The organism is Rickettsiales bacterium Ac37b, from assembly GCA_000746585.2.
Classification (GTDB): domain Bacteria; phylum Pseudomonadota; class Alphaproteobacteria; order Rickettsiales; family Arcanibacteraceae; genus Ac37b.
Genome location: CP009217.2, coordinates 87,817 through 104,125, shown reverse-complemented (window position 1 = coordinate 104,125; position 16,309 = coordinate 87,817). Strand labels below are relative to the sequence as shown.

Here is a 16,309-nt window from a genome sequence, read left to right as displayed (position 1 = left end):
CAGTAGAAGCAATGGCATATTCCTTAGATTTACGTAAAAAAGTAATTCACTATGTTAATAAAGGTTATACCAGAGAAGAAGCTGCAAGAATTTTTGGCATAGGTGAAAGAACAATTTATAGATGGTTATCGAGATCGAAATCCGGGAATTTAGCAGCCACACGAGCAGCTAAGCCATGGAAGAAGCTTGATCCAATCAAATTATTAAACGAGGTGTCTAAAAACAGCAATTGGCTATTATCTGATTTTGCAAAGGTTTTTAATGTGTCTACAGCTGCTATCTGTTTGGCATTCAAGACTTTGGGGATCACACGAAAAAAAAGACCACACTCTATCGTGAACGGGATGAAGCAAAACGGCAATTATTTTTGGCAGCTATCGCAAACTATAAAGCGGAAGATATAGTTTATATTGATGAGAGTGGAATTGATAGCTATTTGTACTATTCTTGGGGATACAGTCTCAGAGGAAGTAAAGTTTATGGTGATATCTCAGGTAAAAAACATGATTGAGAAAGCTTTATTGCAGGTAAGGTTGGGAAGAAAATTATTGCGCCAATGTGTTTCAAGGGCACATGTAATACAGAAGTTTTTAACGAGTGGGTTAGTCAGTGTTTGGTGCCCGAACTAAGATTTGGTCAAGTTGTAATACTTGATAATGCAACGTTCCATAAGTCAGCTAGAACTAGGAATTTAATAGAAGATATAGGCTGTAAACTTTTATTCTTACCACCTTACTCTCCTGATCTCAACCCAATTGAAAAATATTGGGCTCATTTAAAAGCTAAAATCAAACCTATCATTACTAATTTTAATAACCTTAGCGATGCTATTGATTATGGCTTCTCTATGCTATTCTCAACTTAATTGACTATAACAGCTCATCCGCCTCTCGTGAATGCGATTGCTGCAGATTTTCCCTTAATGCCATAACTTTTATTTTATGCTCTGCCCCATATTTTTTACCAACTTGATCTTGCTCAAGCTGAATCAGATCAACATATTTATTCTTTAATTCTGCTGTTTTTATCTCTAACTCTTTTTCAAAACGAGCATAATTATCATCTCTTGCTCTATTGATAGCTTCGTTATACTGTTGCTGCATAATACCCTGATTATATTGATGCGTCTGTGCTTGAAAATGATTCATCAAATGATTACCTGAAGCCTGATTTGCCACTTGTAACTGTGCATTTATATTTGCAAGTAACTGCTCATACTCCGCATTATAGCTCTGCTGATATTTTGAACTTATTGCCTCTTGTTCTGCTTTAATTTTATTATTAATTTCTGCAATTATTTCCTCTTCCATTTTATCAAATTCTGCTGCGTATTTAACATTTTGCGCCTTAAGCACGCTCTTAATTTTACCCTCTTGTTCCTGCCTATGATTCACTAGCTTATTTCTATAGCCTTGATTTATATCAATACCTAGTTCATCCATCACTTTATCATAGCGCTTCTTATAATTTGTTACAAATTCTTCAACCTTTACTTTAAGAGTTATAGCAATCCAATCTTCACTTGAAGCTTTTCCTTCGCGTTTATGCGCTTCTTCATTTAAAGCTTTAGCCACTTCCGTTCTAAATTTTTCTATTTCATCACCGAATTTATCTTCCCTCTCTGAAGCTTTGATTGCTTTTCCCTTATACCAGGAATCCATATCATCATTATGGTAATGCACATCCGCAACTTCAAAAGTTCTGCCATCTTCATAGGTAAAACTTGAGGTCTCAGTAATAGTGTTTCCCTCAATGATGCGATCATCTGGTTTGGTTTCTAAAGAAATTGATTTTATGCCAAACTGTTTTAAAGTATTTAGTTCTTCAGGTTCACTCCTGCCATTTAAATTCTTATCCTGCCACATTAAGAGTTCATTAAACTTCTCGTCTTTTTGATCTATCACTTTATCATTATTGCTATCAAGCAGCGAAAGCTTATAATACGCAGATATTAAATCATCTCCAAATAGTTCCGTGATATCATCTATTTTACCATTTCTATTTAAGTCCCTGCCTAATTGCCCATCTTCAGTAGATGCCCACCCTATTTTCTCAGCAAAACCATCATTATCTATATCAAAATATACACCTTGGGTGTAGGGGTATAACTTGATTCCATCTCCTGCTAAATCAAATACTAGCGGGCTGACATGTGAAGCTGCATAGCCTAAATCTTTACGTAACTGATGCGTCCACTTTCCTAATGCATATTTCTGATGCTCCATTCCTGCTCTAACAAGCCACCCAGGGTTTTCCTCATAGTTTCCTCCTCCCCACCCTGCTTCTCTCCTTAATTCAGATGTAATAGCATATCTAGCTAACATGTCAGATACACCACTCACTGCCCGGTTCATTATCGTACGTAAATCATCGGTGCAATAGCTATTACCCAAACAACTCTTTAATTGATTTTTAAAACTGCTTCTTGCTTGCGATAACTCATTATTATATTCATTATTACCGTATAAAAAGCTTGGCTCACTGATATAACTACCAACAGTTGGAGCTTGAAACTTGCTAGGTTCCGATAGAAAAGATGGCTTAGTTTCATACAACTGATTATATGCTGGCTTATAATCCATCATAGTTTGCATGAAGGGACTAAGTGGTTTTGCCGTGCTAAACTTCATATAATCACTTGCTGCCTGCCAAAAACTTCCCCATCCTCCTCCATAGCCTGAGGGCGGAGTCCACCCTCCACCACCTGAAGGTCCTGTTGGAGGAGGGTTCCCCCCACCCTTTGGCCCACCATCAAACGGATTCTGAAAATTAAAGCTTGGCCCTTTACTTCCCCCTTCTTTATCCTTCCACCAACTATTTGGACCATTCCGCAGCATCTCCAAATTCTGCATATTCGCCACAGTCTGCCTATCCTGCGCCTCAAATAATATATTCCAATCCAGCCCAACTGCCGCCATCAGATGTTCTAGGTTCGTATTACCCAAATTATTATGATCGTTTCCTGCTGGTTTCATGAACATTTTATCTAATACTTGCGTCTTATATTCCTTATAATCATACAGGTGACCATCAGGGGCATAATAGCCGTTATGTGTTTTTTGGAGAAGGTTATAGACTCGTTCGGATGATATGACAGTTCTATATACTGAAGCAGCTATGGAATCACCAAAATGGTCAATAGGTATATTATAAAGAGTTTTTATACATTCATGGGCGCTCACCCCGTTAGAATACTGATTATTTAATACCGCTTTAAATAAATCTATCTGTTTTACATCTATCGATTTATCATATCCTCCTAAATCCATCCATGAGCCGCTTCCTGCAAATTCTTCAAAAAATGTTCCTCCCCACGCATATTTGCTTAAACCTTGCTTTTCAAATGCATCATAGTGATAATTGGCGATTTTATTATATCCTATAAGTCCATTAATTGATTCTTTATTATCAGATCTTAGATTTGCATCATTATATGCCAATGCAACTCTTATGTTATTTTTAATATTCGCTATTTGCTCAATAGATTTTCCTTCTTGAAGAGCCCTATGTTCTAAATGATTATTCGCTAGCCCTGCAAAAGAACCATGATTATTTACAACATCTCTGGCAAGACCTCCGTAAGCAATACCGCTATTTGCTAAATAATTATAATATTCATTCACAATTTTAGTTGAAGCTGCCACTTCTTGAGAAGATAAAGGTTTTTCATCTCTAACTTTTATAAAATAAGGCTCTAATTTTTCTTTGTATTCTGTAATTTTATTAATATTAAATTGCTCTTTCATTTTTATACCTATAAACTTGGTGTTTGTTGAAATTGGTTTATTTTTTCTAATATTTTTGCTTTAACATCATCATGTTTTTCTAATAAAAAATGGCGACTAAAAAAATAGTTTAAATAGAACTTATTATTATAATTAGTATAGGTTTCGCAATGTGGATGAAAATTTGGCCCATATTTTCCTCCATCACAATCAAGCCAATAATCAGGTCTTAAAGGATCCCCTTTAATTAAAAAATCATGCTTGTTATTAATTTCATAAGCTGTTAAATTTTCTTTTGGTAATTCATATAATTTTTTTATGATATTTGGTTTATTATTTTTATTATTCCAATCTATACCAGTATTATGTTCGTATTTCTCTTGACCTACTTGATCACATATATTCTCTTCCCTACAGTTGACTCGTTGATACGTAGATTCAAGAGATACCCTCACATTATAATCTCTATTTGCTTCTCCTCCAGTTGCAGAAGTCATTTCTGGATATTTAAACATTAAATTAATAGATTCCACTTCTCCATCTGGTTCTCTAGAATTTTGCCATAAATATTCTCTTGGAATGTAGAAGTTAACTCCATTTAGTACAAATTCTGCAATTGCACCTTTTACTTTAGCCCATGGACACCGATTTGATCTTGCCATCATCGGAGTAAAATGTTTTTCAAACCATATTTTATATTTAGTACAATCCTCATCTCTTACAATTTCTCTTGGAATCTGTACTTTAGTTTTCCCATCATTTAACGTTAAATATAAAACTCCACTTTGATAATAGTAATAGCTGTACCCACCTAAAATTATCATTAAACAAATGATAAATTTTTTATTTAGTTTTTTCATTTATAGACTCATATTAATTTGTAACTAAAAATCCAGATTTTAAACTTATATAATATAATTATTACAAAAAGTCTATGCTTAATTAATAATATTAATTGCTTTGTAACATATATAATATTTGATTGCAATACTTAGAACTTATACAACTATAGATTGTATTATTTGCTATTTATACAACTGATTATATGCTGGCTTATAATCCATCATAGTTTGCATGAAGGGACTAAGTGGTTTTGCCGTGCCAAACTTCATATAATCACTTGCTGCCTGCCAAAAACTTCCCCATCCTCCTCCATAGCCTGAGGGCGGAGTCCACCCTCCACCACCTGAAGGTCCTGTTGGAGGAGGGTTCCCCCCACCCTTTGGCCCACCATCAAACGGATTCTGAAAATTAAAGGTCGGCTCACTGATATAATACATTTCATCACACCATATTAACTATTTATTACAAAATGTAATATAATTAGTTGCATAAAATTATTTAAGGGTATATGTTGAAGATAATTTTTATTATTAAATACTAATTTAAACTATAACATTTAACCGCTATAGTAAATTAAGTTGTATTTGGTAGTAGGTCTAAGATAGAACAAAACCTACAAATAGTATGAAAGCTTTGAGCTAACTGTGTCCTCAAGTTCAAATCAATTTACTATACAATAAAAATAGTATTAACCACTAAACAGTTAAAGGAACGGTAAATGGCAAGAATTGGAACCTTAACAAAAGCAATACGTGATAGTATACAACTACTACCCGTACATCTTGATACATTAGAAACTGAACAAATTTTAAAACAAATACCATCTCCACATATAGACTATACTAACTCTGAAAAAAACATTTCTTTAACTTCTTCATTAAGATTAGAACTACAAGCTACAAATAGCAGTAAAGCGATAAGCGACGATATATGCAACATCAATGATCTTGAGTATCTCTCATCTTCCTACATCGTTCAAGATAATATAGAACAAGAAGCACCATATTTATACGAGGAAAATATTAACCTAAATTTTTCAGATATATACCTTATGTTTCCCACTTATAGTAATAAATATACAATATCTTCTTTATATGAGGAAAAGAAAAATAATGCACATCTCACGAATCAAGATTTTATAATGATGAATCAAAAAAACGAAGAAATTTTACTACCGCATAACATCTCATTAGCAGATAGTTTTAGTGATAATAAATTATCTATTTATAATGATGTAGAATATCACTTTGACGATTGTAAATGGATTTACGCTGATACTTTTGAGAGTATTATTAATTTTATTACCCCAACATTTTTTGGAATTATTCAATAAAAGATAGGCAATGATCTAAAAATCTAAGTAATTATATATTATATTTTAAATTCAGCTATTACAGGTACGTGATCTGAAGGTAAAATCCAGTCGCGAGCATTTTTTAAAATATAAGCGTTTTTTAAATTATCAAAAAGCTGTGGAGTAAACCAGATATGGTCTAAACGTCTTCCGCGATCGGATTTACGCCAATCACGGTTACGATAACTCCACCAACTATATAGCTTTTGGTCTTTGGGTATAAAAAATCTATTAGCATCATACCAGTTTAGAGTTTTTTGTAGGTTAGAAAGCTTTGTTACCTCAATAGGTGTGTGACTAACTACTTTAAGTAATTGCTTATGGGACCACACATCGTGTTCTAAAGGAGCTACATTTAAATCGCCAACCAGGATAAGTTTTTTTTGCGCCTGTATTGGATGGCTAAATAATTCGGTCATATGATCCAAGAAAGATAATTTATAGGCAAATTGTGGATTTAAATTAGAATCAGGAATATCTCCACCTGCAGGTACATAGAAATTATGTAAAGTGGTATTATCTGGCAAATCTACGGAAATATGCCGACAGGCATCTTGATGTACGAGTTTTAAAAATTGGATATTTTCAAATTTGATACGAGATAATATGGCGACACCATTGTAAGATTTTTCACCACAAATTGCTATATATGGATAACCTAAGTTACTAATATATTCAAAAGGAAATTCAGAATCTCGTACTTTGGTTTCTTGTAAACAAATAATATCTGGGGAGATTTCTGAAGATAATTTAGATAGATTTTCTAATCTTAATCTGACTGAATTAATATTCCATGTGACTATACGCATATTTCTTACTTTATAAAATAGATGACTAATAACGATATAATAATAGATGTGATAATAGAGATAATGTATGCGCCACTGTTATTGATTTTATTTTCTATAAATATATTTTGTGATTTAGCATCAAGTAATGCAGGTAATTTATAGTCAATAAAATTTATTAGCTTTTTTCCTGCTTGTATAAAGCGCATATCAAATCCTAAATTTTTAGAAGCCCATTGTTTTATCCATGGCTCAGCTAACTGCCACATATTTACTTCCTGATCAAGACTACTACCAACACCCTCTACTATTATTAATGTTTTTTGAAGTAGTAATAGTTGAGGCTGTGTTTCCATTTCAAAATCTTCAGTAATTTTAAAAAGCTGTGCTAATAATTTACCTACCGAGATCTGCTTAGCTGGTAATCCTATAATAGGCTCTCCTATTGATCTACATGCTTGCGCAAAGGTTGCAATTGAATGGTGTTTTGGTACATATCCAGCTTTGATATGAATATGTGCTACATGTAAGTAATCACGTTCTAGAAAACCTTTAAGAATTTCTGCAACATAAACGCGAGTATCATAGTCTAGGCGACCCATTATACCAAAATCTATGAAAACTAATTGCCCTTGATTATTAACTAATATATTTCCATGATGTAAGTCTGCATGAAAAAAACCATCACGATATGCTTGATTAAAAAAACAAATAGATAATTTAGCTGCCAGGTCTTTTAAATTATGTCCCTCCTGAATGAGCTCCTCTTTATTATCAATAGAAATTGCATCTATCCATTCTAAAGTTAATACCTTTCGTGAAGTAAGCTGCCAGTCTATGGTTGGAATATAAACTGAAGAGTCATTCAACAGATTATGTTTTAATTCATCTGCAGCTGCAGCTTCAAGACGAAGATCCATTTCCATTTTGACTGTTGCTGCAAAAGTATCAATGACTTCTAGCAATTTAAGCCTTTTAAGACGTGGGTGGAATTTGTTAACTATCCTTGCTAAATAATAGAATAGCCTTATATCACGCGCGAAAGCCTTTTCTATTCCAGGCCGTAGGACTTTTACTGCAACTTTTTCTCCCCTCAAGTTAACTGCTTGATGCACTTGTGCAATTGAAGCAGAAGCAATAGGGATAGGATTAAATTCTAAATACAGTTCTAAAATTTTTTGATGGAATTCTTGTTCAATGATATCGCTAGCGATTTCAAACGCAAATGGTGTTAATCGATCTCTTAAATTAGCCAAATCTTCTGTAACCTCTGATCCTACAATATCAGCCCGTGTTGAAAGAGATTGCCCAAATTTAATAAATATTGGACCTAACTCTTCAAAAGATTGGGATAATTTTTGCCCTAATCTATATTTAGACTGGATTTTTAAGAAGCGTGGAATAAAAGGTAAAAAACTATATAGATTTTTAAATAATATAAAGATAATTTGAGCTAGTCTTAAATAGTTGCTAATACATGTAAACATTTTTAGATCCGATAACCATAATGTAAAGCAGTAATACCATGATTTAGATTATGATAATTAACAAACTTAAAACCTACTTTTTCTATCATCAATGCAAAGGTTTTTTGGTTAGGAAAATTTCTAATACTTTCTACTAAATATTGATATGCTTCCTGATTTTGGGCAAAGATTTTCCCATATAAAGGTATGATATTGAAAGAATAATAGTCATATAATGAGCTTAATAAACGATTATTAACTTCAGAAAACTCTAAGCAAACAAATTTTCCACCAGGCTTTAAAACCCTATATGCTTCCTTTAATACAGAGCTAATGTCTACAGTATTCCTAATACCAAAGGCAATCGTATAATAATCAAAAGTCATATCATCTATAGGTAATTTTTCTGCATTACCGCATACAAAATTTATACCTGATAATATACTATTATTAATTAATTTATCCCGTCCAAATTCAAGCATTTTATAATTAATATCACATATAGTAATATTAGGAGAACAGTTATTTTGCTTAGCATATTTATAATATAACATTGATATATCAGCAGTTCCACCCGCTACATCCAAAAGAGAGGCATTATAATTGGGAAGAAGTTGTAGCATCCTTTGTTTCCAAAGACGATGGAGGCCAAAGCTCATAATATCATTCATTAAATCATATTTGTTAGCCACAGAATTAAAAACATGGTTTACCATCTCAGGTTTTGCACTACTTTTTACCTGTTGATATCCAAAATGCGTATATTCTACATTTATTGCAGGATCTATATGATTTTTAATGTCCAACTTCCTACCATGTCTCAATGTTATAATTAAGGCAAACACAACTAACTCTATACTATTTGTCTATAATAGATATACTAGGTTGTAAAGATAAATTTTCTACCTACGTAAGTTTTGCTATATTAAGCAAAATTTTATTTGACATTATATATAATATATATTAAACGTTAATGTTTAATATATATTACATACTATTAATAAATTATGAATATGCAATGTGACGCCATAGATACTTATACTGGATGTGATTTTATACTTACTTATATATTAGAACATAATTTACATAATTTAGAAAACCTACTTCCAGACCAGATAAAATGTAAAAAATGGTTTGAGTCTGTAAAAACAGACTGTAAAGGTAATATTTACTTATATCCTTATGAAACTGTACCGCCCTTGGATGATGAATCATGTATTATCCATTATATGACTGAGAATGATTGGAGATATTATAAAATAAACCAAGAATATAAGGATTATGTGCAATCATTTAGCTATTTACCTGTCCTCACCTTAGGGGGGATTATTACTTTGGGTATTTATTATAAATGCTATTCTAATCAGGATATTATATTAAGGGGTGAGAGCGATACAATAGATGTTGCTCCTGCAGCTTAAACAATATACATAGTAAATTGATTTAGATTCGAGACACAGTTAGCTCAAAGCTCTACTACTATTTATTATACTCTTGGACAAAAAATGTAAGTAATGAGCAAAAAATGATGTCATATCCGTGAAAACGGGTATCTCATGAGCCTGGAACATTACACTTAATATCTTCTATATGTTTTATATTTAGAATCCCCACATAAAACTCTGCAGGCGTAATTATTGTAATATTCCTAGCTCTTCTTCAGTCATACCTTTAGCAATAGCTTTACTTCCAACAGTGTCACAAAATTCTTGAAAAGATTTAATCATTTGTTTAGACAATTTCTTATAATCTTCGATAGCCATCATTACTATTACATCTCTACCATTTTGGAGTACTAATATGGCTTCGCTTTATTCTTAGCCTAGGTGTACGGTTTCAGTAGTTGATGGTTAGGATTAATTCTAAAATTATTAGCATTTTGTGTGTAACAAGTCAAGATCATTTCAAAAGGCGTTTTTCTAGCAATAGAAGAAAGCCTTTTAGCATAATTATAAGCCATAACAAAAGCTTGTAGATGACTATCTAACTCTTCTCTACTAGTATAATGATACTTCTTAGTAGTAGCTTCTTTTATAGTCCTATTCATTCTTTCTACTTGACCATTGGTACTTGGACTATAAGGCCTTGTTGTGCGATGCCTGATACCGTAATCTTTACATTTTAGATCAAATCTATGTCTTGCTTTAGGAGCTCTGTACCTGGCTAAACCATTGTAAGCAAATTGAACACCATTATCAGTTAATATGGTATGTATCTTAAAGGGACAGCTACTTACCAAGTTATCAAGAAAATTAACTGTAGTATCGCCATTGCTATTATTATGCAGCTCAACATAAGCAAATTTACTCACTCTACATATTGCCACAAATATGTAAAATTTTCCCTCACCAATTCTTACTTCTGTGATATCAAGATGCATAAATCCTATTTCATAAGCCTTAAATTTCTTCTTCTCTTTGATATTATCTTCTTTGGGTAAACAAGATAAACCGTACCGTTTAAGGCATCGGTAAAGATTTGAACGAGTTAAATAAGGTATTTCTTTAATAAGTGCATCAAAGCAATCATCCAAAGGTAATTGCGTAGACTTACGAAAAGCAATAATCAAAGCTTCATCTTCGGGCTTCAAAATAGTAGTTGCTTTTTTAGGAGCATTAGAGCGATCTTCTACTCCTTCTTCTTTTCTTTGACGCCATTTTATCACAGTTTTAGGGTTAATATTATATTGTTCACTTAATTCTTTGATCGTAGCTTGCGATCGCTGTAATTCTTTTCTAATTGCGTGCGTAGTCGTGGCGCAGCCATGTAATATTTGTCCCACAATTCCTCCAAATTAATTATATCCCTAGCTCTTAATTATATACTCTTTTTTTCTTCCATCAACCCTTGAAATTGTACACCTAGTATGTATGCAGAAGTAATTAAAATTTACTAAATTATCTTTTATTGAGAAGATATAAATCATTAATATATTATTAAAGTTAATCTTATATTATTAATAACAATATTAATTGGTGCAATATAAAAATGTAATAGAAATGACGTCCAAAATACAAAATACTGAATTACCCTCTCATAAATTTAGATGGCATATTTTAATTATTTTAAGCATTTGCTTACTATTGGTATCAATGGATGCAACCATTTTGCATACTGTTATGCCTACTATAATTCTTGATTTAGAGCCATCTAATTTACAGCAATTATGGATTATAAATGCTTATGCGCTAGTATTATCAGGATTACTCATCACAACAGGGGCTTTGGGAGATAGATTTGGTCGTAAAAAATTATTACTTTGGGGGCTTGTAGTTTTTGCTATTGCTTCAATGTTAGTCTATGTGTTTCATAACCCTTGGGGATTAGTATTATGCCGTGCTTTACTTGGTCTCGGCGGTGCAATGATTATGCCTTCTACCTTATCTATATTGCGTAACATTTTTATTGATGCGCATGAACGTATGATTGCAATATCTGTGTGGGGAATAATGGCAAGTGTAGGGGCAGCTATAGGACCTGTGCTAGGAGGAATATTAGTTGAGTTTTTAAGTTGGCAATCAGCATTTTTTGTTAATGCTCCTATTGCATTTGCAATTATTGCGTTTGGCATAATACAAATTCCTGAATCGTCTACTCCTAGTAATGAACCTTGGGACTGGCTAGGGGTATTTGAATCGTTTTTTGGGATGGCTGCCCTAGTTCAGGGTATTAAAGTATCATCTAAATATGGAATTATGAATTTAGCTTCTGGTGGAATGCTCTTAATTGGTATTATATTAATGACACTATTTACTTTACGACAGCTTAAAAGTAAAGATCCATTGGTAGATATACGTTTATTTTTAATTAACAATTTTAGTGTAGGAATTATAGTTTATTTGCTTACTACTTGTGCATTAGGTTCTATAATGTATTTAATGTCCTTATGGTTACAGTTTATTAAAGGGCTTAGCCCTTTATATGCAGGTCTTTATATTTCACCTGTAACAGTTTCTGCTTTAATTACAGCTTTTATTATGCCATATTTACTTGTAAGGTTTACTGCACGTATAGTAATATTTAGTGGACTTATATTTATTACTATATCACTTATTTTACCAAGCATATTAAACAATGAAGATTTACTTTCAAATGCTATATATTTTGCACTACTTGGTATAGGAGTAAGCCTATGTCTTTCTACTACTGTATCAGTGATTATGGCTACAGCTCCTGCAGAGAGAGCAGGAGGAGCAGCGGCATTACAAGAAACTGCATATGAATTAGGTAATGTACTAGGTATAGCTGTTATTGGTAGTATTACATCTTTTATATATAGTACTAGTATAATAATACCTAAGGGTGTATCCAGGGAAATGGCAACAATAGCTCGCGATTCAATTGGTGAAGGAATAATTGTTGCTCACCAATTACCATTTTCACTTGCGGAGGAATTAATCAGAGAAGCTAATATCGCCTTTATAAATGCATTTGATATAGTAGGCATTATTCTAGGTATAATAATGTTGATTGCAGCTTGTTTAACCATGTATTTCTTGCCGCCTTTCAAAGTATCAACTCCTTCACATTAATGTATAAATAACTAACAAAAAGTAAGTTTCACTCATTATATATTTCACTTGTCCCTATTTGGAGAAGTCGTGAAAAACTTCAGTTTTGAGCGGATGAGGGGTATATTAAATAATTAGATTTATTAAACCCTCACCCTCGGAAAGCAAAGCTTTACAAGACCTTTTCTTAATGGATAGGTTAAAAAGCATATAAAGACTATAATATATATTTCATCTCTCCCCTAGGGGGGGGGGGGGGCTTTGTTGCATGGTTAAGCTGTAGTATGAAAAAAGAGAATGAGTTAAAGAAAGTTAGATAAAAAGAATGGACAAAATTGTAAAAAATAGGTGTAGTTGCGTTATTTTTTTATTTTATCTACAAATACCGAAAAGAACGCAACTGGTCACAGTATAATCAGAAATTGAAAAATATAGCAAGAATAAATTTCTATCTTTCTAAAGAGGCTATGAGCAAATGGATTTATCATGGTACAAGGATTGCCGGAGGTAAAATGATATATAGCCCTATTGCCATAGAAACTTGCTTACTGATACGAGAATTTTATCACCTTCCTTATCGTCAAACTCAAGGGTTAGTTGAATCTAGCTTTAAATTAATGCAGCTTGATTTAGATGCTCCTGATTACAGCACTCTTGCTTATATCCGTGGAAAGAAAGAATAATTACTTTTTTACCAATACAACTTAATTTACCAATAATACTTTGCTGGAACGATAAAGAAGTATTAAATAATACAATTTAACTAAAAATATACTTCCATAAAAAGAATTTTACAGTTATAAATAAATATAAGATGCAAAATAATCTATAGTAACAAGTCTATACTATATACAAAATAGTTAATAAATAAAACTATTAGTAGTTTTAATTCAAATTAATTCACTAATAGTAAGTAAAAACCGATCTTAATAATGGTATTAAGATCGGAATTTTTTTGATTAGTTGCTAGCTTCAACTTCTTTGTTGTCTTTAAAAGTGTGCACAACACCTTTAGTGTCAACACAAGAACCGTCTGTAGCACCATTAAGTGAAACAACGCCATTGATTTCTGAACAAGCTGGTGTTGTATCATCAGCAAAAACAACGTTAGAAGCTAATGATATTAAAGCAGAAAGAGCAACCACAGCTAAAGACTTTTTCATTTTTAGAACTCCATACTAAAATTATTTTAACATACCTCTACCACCGGAGAAGACAACAACTACTTTTTTACCATTTACAATCACAATGTATTCACCATCAGGAATTGCTTTTTTTGTCAAAACTGTTACTACCCTATTGGTAATATCAATTTGGCCGGCTCCGTCTGGAAGATCTACCACCGTAGCATGTGCAACAGAGCAGAACAACACAATAAAAGTAAAGATAAGATAACAGTGTTTCATATTCCTCGTGATTATAAAAATCTAACTTATGCAAAAAACTGCACGAGTTATACTCACAGGCGAAAAACCTATAAGCAATATATTGTGTATATATTATTAACAAAAAATTCAAGAAGTTACAAAAGATAGAAAAAATTATTCAAGTGATTTATAAAAACTGTTGCAAAAATGATGCAGTATACTCACTTTTAATAAAAGGACGCACATAAAATGCAAATTAATAACTATAGAAATTTTCCATTATCACTTAAGAATTTTGATGATCAAGGTATTATATCTGGATATGCGAGTGTATTTAGCGTACAAGATAAACAAAATGATTGTATATGTTATGGAGCATTTAAAGAGAGCATTCAAAACCACTACAACAATAATCAGATAAAATTATTGTGGCAGCATCAACAAGATAAACCTATAGGAATATTTAATTTGATTGCTGAAGATAAGTATGGCTTATATATAGAAGCAAAACTTTTGTTAAAGATACAAAAAGCACGTGAGGCATATGATTTATTAAAATCAGGTGCTATCAATGGGCTTAGTATAGGATATACGCCTGTAGAATATGAATTTGATAAGAGTTCTAAAACAAGAATACTCACAAAAATTAATTTATGGGAAATTAGTCTGGTAACCTTTCCAGCTAATATACATGCTGGTATTACTAATTTAAAAAACTATGAAATTAATTGTGATAACTCAATTTATTCAGAGTTAAATAGATTAAGTACCTTAGCAAAAGAATCAGTTAAGATATTAAACACTATAGTTTCTTTATGTGAATTAGAATATACATTACTCTTTGCTAACTTAACAAAAAGTAGGTTTTGCTTATCATTCTTATCTACTTAGGAAGCTGAAAAAAAACTATAATTCTATCTATAAAATTCTTCACCATATTTTAAAAATTACCTCTTGATTATTAATAACTAACCATAGGAGCAAAAAAATGCTTATAACTAATATAGCAAATACAGTAGAAGAAATGAAATCAGCCTGGCAAGAATTTATGTCAGTGAATAATAGAAGACTTAGTGAATTAGAAAAAAAAGGAGTTATGGATCCTCTTACTGAAGAGCAATTGAGAAAAATTAATAATACACTTGATGAATGTAAAGCACGTGTAGCAACTATGGAAATAGCTACCATGCGTCCATCACTCTGTAATAATCAAGATTACAATATAAGTTCTAGTAATACTGAACATAAATCAGCTTTTATAAATTATCTCAGAACTGGTAGTGATAAGGCTTTACAAGCTATCCAAAGAAAATCTATGTCTGTTGCATCTGATGCAGATGGAGGGTATTTAGTAACTCCATCTATATCAAAATCTATTATTCAAGTTTTGACTGAAAAATCACCAATAAGACAATTAGCTTCTAGTGAGACTATTTCTACCGATAGTTTAGATATAATAGAAGATTATAATCAGGCTGAGGCAGGATGGGCAAATGAAATAGGCCCTGTATCAGAAACCGAAACTCCTAAAATAAATAAAAAAAGAATATCAGTTCATGAATTATATGCGCAGCCTAAGGCAACTCAAAAACTAATAGATGATGCAAATATTAATATTGAAAAATGGTTAATAAATAAATTAATAGATATTTTTTCTACCAAAGAAAATCAAAGCTTTATAAGTGGTAATGGAGAAGGAAAGCCACGTGGAATTCTGAGCTACGATCATGGTAAGGAATGGGGCAAAATTGAGCAAATTAATTCTGGTGTAAATGCTGATTTTACCGTAGAGTCATTATTTTTCTTATTCTTTGCATTAAAAGATCAATATGCATCTAAAGCTACCTTTTTAATGCATCGTAGTTTGTTACAAACTATTAGAACACTTAAAGATCCTGTAAGTAAACAATATTTATGGAGTCCAGGCTTGACACTTGGCACGCCTTCAACGCTCCTTGGACTACCAGTTGCTGAAGCAAATGATATGCCAATGGCAAGTAAAGGAAGTTTATCTATAGTGCTGGCAGATTTTAATAAAGCTTATAAAATTGTAGACCGTATGGGTGTTAGGGTATTGCGTGATCCGTTTACAGAAAAGCCTTTTGTAAAATTTTATACTACTAAACGTGTTGGAGGTGATGTAGTGAATTATGAAGCTATAAAAATTCTTAAACTAGCAGAGTAATTGTAGGTTTTGCTTATCACTCCAAGTAATAAATATTTAACTTCTTTTACTATAGTTGTTCTCTAAAACA

The 16,309-nt window shown here is 32.2% G+C and carries 18 protein-coding genes; 8 read left to right on the top strand and 10 right to left on the bottom strand.

All coding sequences use genetic code 11. The features are described 5' to 3' along the window. Positions 1-11 precede the first annotated feature (11 nt). Positions 12-404, top strand: coding sequence for a Transposase (locus NOVO_00555; GenBank protein AIL64521.1), 393 nt, complete (start codon positions 12-14; stop codon positions 402-404). A gap of 152 nt (positions 405-556) precedes the next feature. Then, the gene (locus NOVO_00550) at positions 557-865 is read left to right on the top strand and encodes a hypothetical protein (protein AIL64520.1); all 309 of its coding nucleotides are present in this window, start codon (positions 557-559) and stop codon (positions 863-865) included. Between the two features lie 4 nt (positions 866-869). Here NOVO_00550 and NOVO_00545 read toward each other — a convergent pair whose 3' ends face one another. The 3 genes from NOVO_00545 to NOVO_00535 all read right to left on the bottom strand — a co-directional run bounded on the left by NOVO_00545 (position 870) and on the right by NOVO_00535 (position 5,005). Next, a complete protein-coding gene (locus tag NOVO_00545; GenBank protein AIL64519.1) occupies positions 870-3,746 on the bottom strand; it encodes a hypothetical protein in 2,877 nt (958 codons plus the stop codon). An 8-nt stretch (positions 3,747-3,754) separates the two neighbouring features. After that, complete coding sequence (locus NOVO_00540) at positions 3,755-4,585, bottom strand: hypothetical protein (GenBank protein AIL64518.1); 831 nt, start codon at positions 4,583-4,585, stop codon at positions 3,755-3,757. Positions 4,586-4,750: 165 nt separating this feature from the next. Continuing rightward, positions 4,751-5,005: a hypothetical protein gene (locus NOVO_00535; GenBank protein AIL64517.1), complete on the bottom strand. Its 255-nt coding sequence runs from the start codon at positions 5,003-5,005 to the stop codon at positions 4,751-4,753. Positions 5,006-5,286: 281 nt separating this feature from the next. Here NOVO_00535 and NOVO_00530 point away from each other — a divergent pair, with 281 nt between their 5' ends. Then, positions 5,287-5,901 carry a hypothetical protein gene (locus NOVO_00530; GenBank protein AIL64516.1) on the top strand — a complete coding sequence of 205 codons (615 nt, stop codon included), beginning with the start codon at positions 5,287-5,289 and terminating at the stop codon, positions 5,899-5,901. A gap of 38 nt (positions 5,902-5,939) precedes the next feature. On the opposite strand, the gene xthA_1 is transcribed toward NOVO_00530, so the two are convergent. From xthA_1 to ubiE, 3 genes are read right to left on the bottom strand one after another with little or no spacing between them, the layout of a single operon-like run. Next, positions 5,940-6,731 (bottom strand): Exodeoxyribonuclease III, encoded by a 792-nt coding sequence (xthA_1, locus tag NOVO_00525; GenBank protein ID AIL64515.1) that lies wholly within the window; start codon positions 6,729-6,731, stop codon positions 5,940-5,942. A gap of 5 nt (positions 6,732-6,736) precedes the next feature. Further along, positions 6,737-8,197, bottom strand: a complete 1,461-nt coding sequence (ubiB, locus tag NOVO_00520; protein ID AIL64514.1) for a putative ubiquinone biosynthesis protein UbiB — start codon at positions 8,195-8,197, stop codon at positions 6,737-6,739. A gap of 2 nt (positions 8,198-8,199) precedes the next feature. Next, positions 8,200-9,021, bottom strand: coding sequence for a Ubiquinone/menaquinone biosynthesis methyltransferase ubiE (ubiE, locus tag NOVO_00515; protein ID AIL64513.1), 822 nt, complete (start codon positions 9,019-9,021; stop codon positions 8,200-8,202). A 162-nt stretch (positions 9,022-9,183) separates the two neighbouring features. Between ubiE and NOVO_00510 the strand changes: the two genes are divergently transcribed. Beyond that, the gene (locus NOVO_00510) at positions 9,184-9,597 is read left to right on the top strand and encodes a hypothetical protein (protein ID AIL64512.1); all 414 of its coding nucleotides are present in this window, start codon (positions 9,184-9,186) and stop codon (positions 9,595-9,597) included. A 213-nt stretch (positions 9,598-9,810) separates the two neighbouring features. On the opposite strand, the gene NOVO_00505 is transcribed toward NOVO_00510, so the two are convergent. Both NOVO_00505 and NOVO_00500 read right to left on the bottom strand, forming a co-directional pair. Beyond that, positions 9,811-9,942 carry a hypothetical protein gene (locus NOVO_00505; protein AIL64511.1) on the bottom strand — a complete coding sequence of 44 codons (132 nt, stop codon included), beginning with the start codon at positions 9,940-9,942 and terminating at the stop codon, positions 9,811-9,813. Positions 9,943-9,998: 56 nt separating this feature from the next. Next, positions 9,999-10,958, bottom strand: a complete 960-nt coding sequence (locus tag NOVO_00500; GenBank protein ID AIL64510.1) for an Integrase core domain protein — start codon at positions 10,956-10,958, stop codon at positions 9,999-10,001. 193 nt (positions 10,959-11,151) lie between these two features. On the opposite strand from NOVO_00500, the gene qacA reads away from it, so the two are divergent. Then, complete coding sequence (gene qacA, locus NOVO_00495) at positions 11,152-12,708, top strand: Antiseptic resistance protein (GenBank protein AIL64509.1); 1,557 nt, start codon at positions 11,152-11,154, stop codon at positions 12,706-12,708. Positions 12,709-13,154: 446 nt separating this feature from the next. Further along, on the top strand, positions 13,155-13,370 hold the full coding sequence (locus NOVO_00490) for a hypothetical protein (protein AIL64508.1): 216 nt from the start codon (positions 13,155-13,157) through the stop codon (positions 13,368-13,370). Positions 13,371-13,646: 276 nt separating this feature from the next. Here NOVO_00490 and NOVO_00485 read toward each other — a convergent pair whose 3' ends face one another. Beyond that, positions 13,647-13,850: a hypothetical protein gene (locus NOVO_00485; protein AIL64507.1), complete on the bottom strand. Its 204-nt coding sequence runs from the start codon at positions 13,848-13,850 to the stop codon at positions 13,647-13,649. A gap of 21 nt (positions 13,851-13,871) precedes the next feature. Then, positions 13,872-14,093: a hypothetical protein gene (locus tag NOVO_00480; GenBank protein AIL64506.1), complete on the bottom strand. Its 222-nt coding sequence runs from the start codon at positions 14,091-14,093 to the stop codon at positions 13,872-13,874. A gap of 210 nt (positions 14,094-14,303) precedes the next feature. Here NOVO_00480 and NOVO_00475 point away from each other — a divergent pair, with 210 nt between their 5' ends. Beyond that, positions 14,304-14,945 carry a phage prohead protease, HK97 family gene (locus tag NOVO_00475; protein ID AIL64505.1) on the top strand — a complete coding sequence of 214 codons (642 nt, stop codon included), beginning with the start codon at positions 14,304-14,306 and terminating at the stop codon, positions 14,943-14,945. 97 nt (positions 14,946-15,042) lie between these two features. Next, positions 15,043-16,239 carry a putative phage phi-C31 gp36 major capsid-like protein gene (locus tag NOVO_00470; protein AIL64504.1) on the top strand — a complete coding sequence of 399 codons (1,197 nt, stop codon included), beginning with the start codon at positions 15,043-15,045 and terminating at the stop codon, positions 16,237-16,239. Positions 16,240-16,309: the final 70 nt, after the last annotated feature.

What these genes read in the sequence shown, in the direction of transcription:
- NOVO_00555 (AIL64521.1), top strand. Translation starts at nt 12, where the DNA reads ATGGCATATTCCTTAGATTTACGTAAAAAAGTAATTCACTATGTTAAT.
- NOVO_00550 (AIL64520.1), top strand. Translation starts at nt 557, where the DNA reads ATGTGTTTCAAGGGCACATGTAATACAGAAGTTTTTAACGAGTGGGTT.
- NOVO_00545 (AIL64519.1), bottom strand. Translation starts at nt 3,746, where the DNA reads ATGAAAGAGCAATTTAATATTAATAAAATTACAGAATACAAAGAAAAA.
- NOVO_00540 (AIL64518.1), bottom strand. Translation starts at nt 4,585, where the DNA reads ATGAAAAAACTAAATAAAAAATTTATCATTTGTTTAATGATAATTTTA.
- NOVO_00535 (AIL64517.1), bottom strand. Translation starts at nt 5,005, where the DNA reads ATGTATTATATCAGTGAGCCGACCTTTAATTTTCAGAATCCGTTTGAT.
- NOVO_00530 (AIL64516.1), top strand. Translation starts at nt 5,287, where the DNA reads ATGGCAAGAATTGGAACCTTAACAAAAGCAATACGTGATAGTATACAA.
- xthA_1 (AIL64515.1), bottom strand. Translation starts at nt 6,731, where the DNA reads ATGCGTATAGTCACATGGAATATTAATTCAGTCAGATTAAGATTAGAA.
- ubiB (AIL64514.1), bottom strand. Translation starts at nt 8,197, where the DNA reads ATGTTTACATGTATTAGCAACTATTTAAGACTAGCTCAAATTATCTTT.
- NOVO_00510 (AIL64512.1), top strand. Translation starts at nt 9,184, where the DNA reads ATGAATATGCAATGTGACGCCATAGATACTTATACTGGATGTGATTTT.
- NOVO_00505 (AIL64511.1), bottom strand. Translation starts at nt 9,942, where the DNA reads ATGATGGCTATCGAAGATTATAAGAAATTGTCTAAACAAATGATTAAA.
- NOVO_00490 (AIL64508.1), top strand. Translation starts at nt 13,155, where the DNA reads ATGAGCAAATGGATTTATCATGGTACAAGGATTGCCGGAGGTAAAATG.
- NOVO_00485 (AIL64507.1), bottom strand. Translation starts at nt 13,850, where the DNA reads ATGAAAAAGTCTTTAGCTGTGGTTGCTCTTTCTGCTTTAATATCATTA.
- NOVO_00480 (AIL64506.1), bottom strand. Translation starts at nt 14,093, where the DNA reads ATGAAACACTGTTATCTTATCTTTACTTTTATTGTGTTGTTCTGCTCT.
- NOVO_00475 (AIL64505.1), top strand. Translation starts at nt 14,304, where the DNA reads ATGCAAATTAATAACTATAGAAATTTTCCATTATCACTTAAGAATTTT.
- NOVO_00470 (AIL64504.1), top strand. Translation starts at nt 15,043, where the DNA reads ATGCTTATAACTAATATAGCAAATACAGTAGAAGAAATGAAATCAGCC.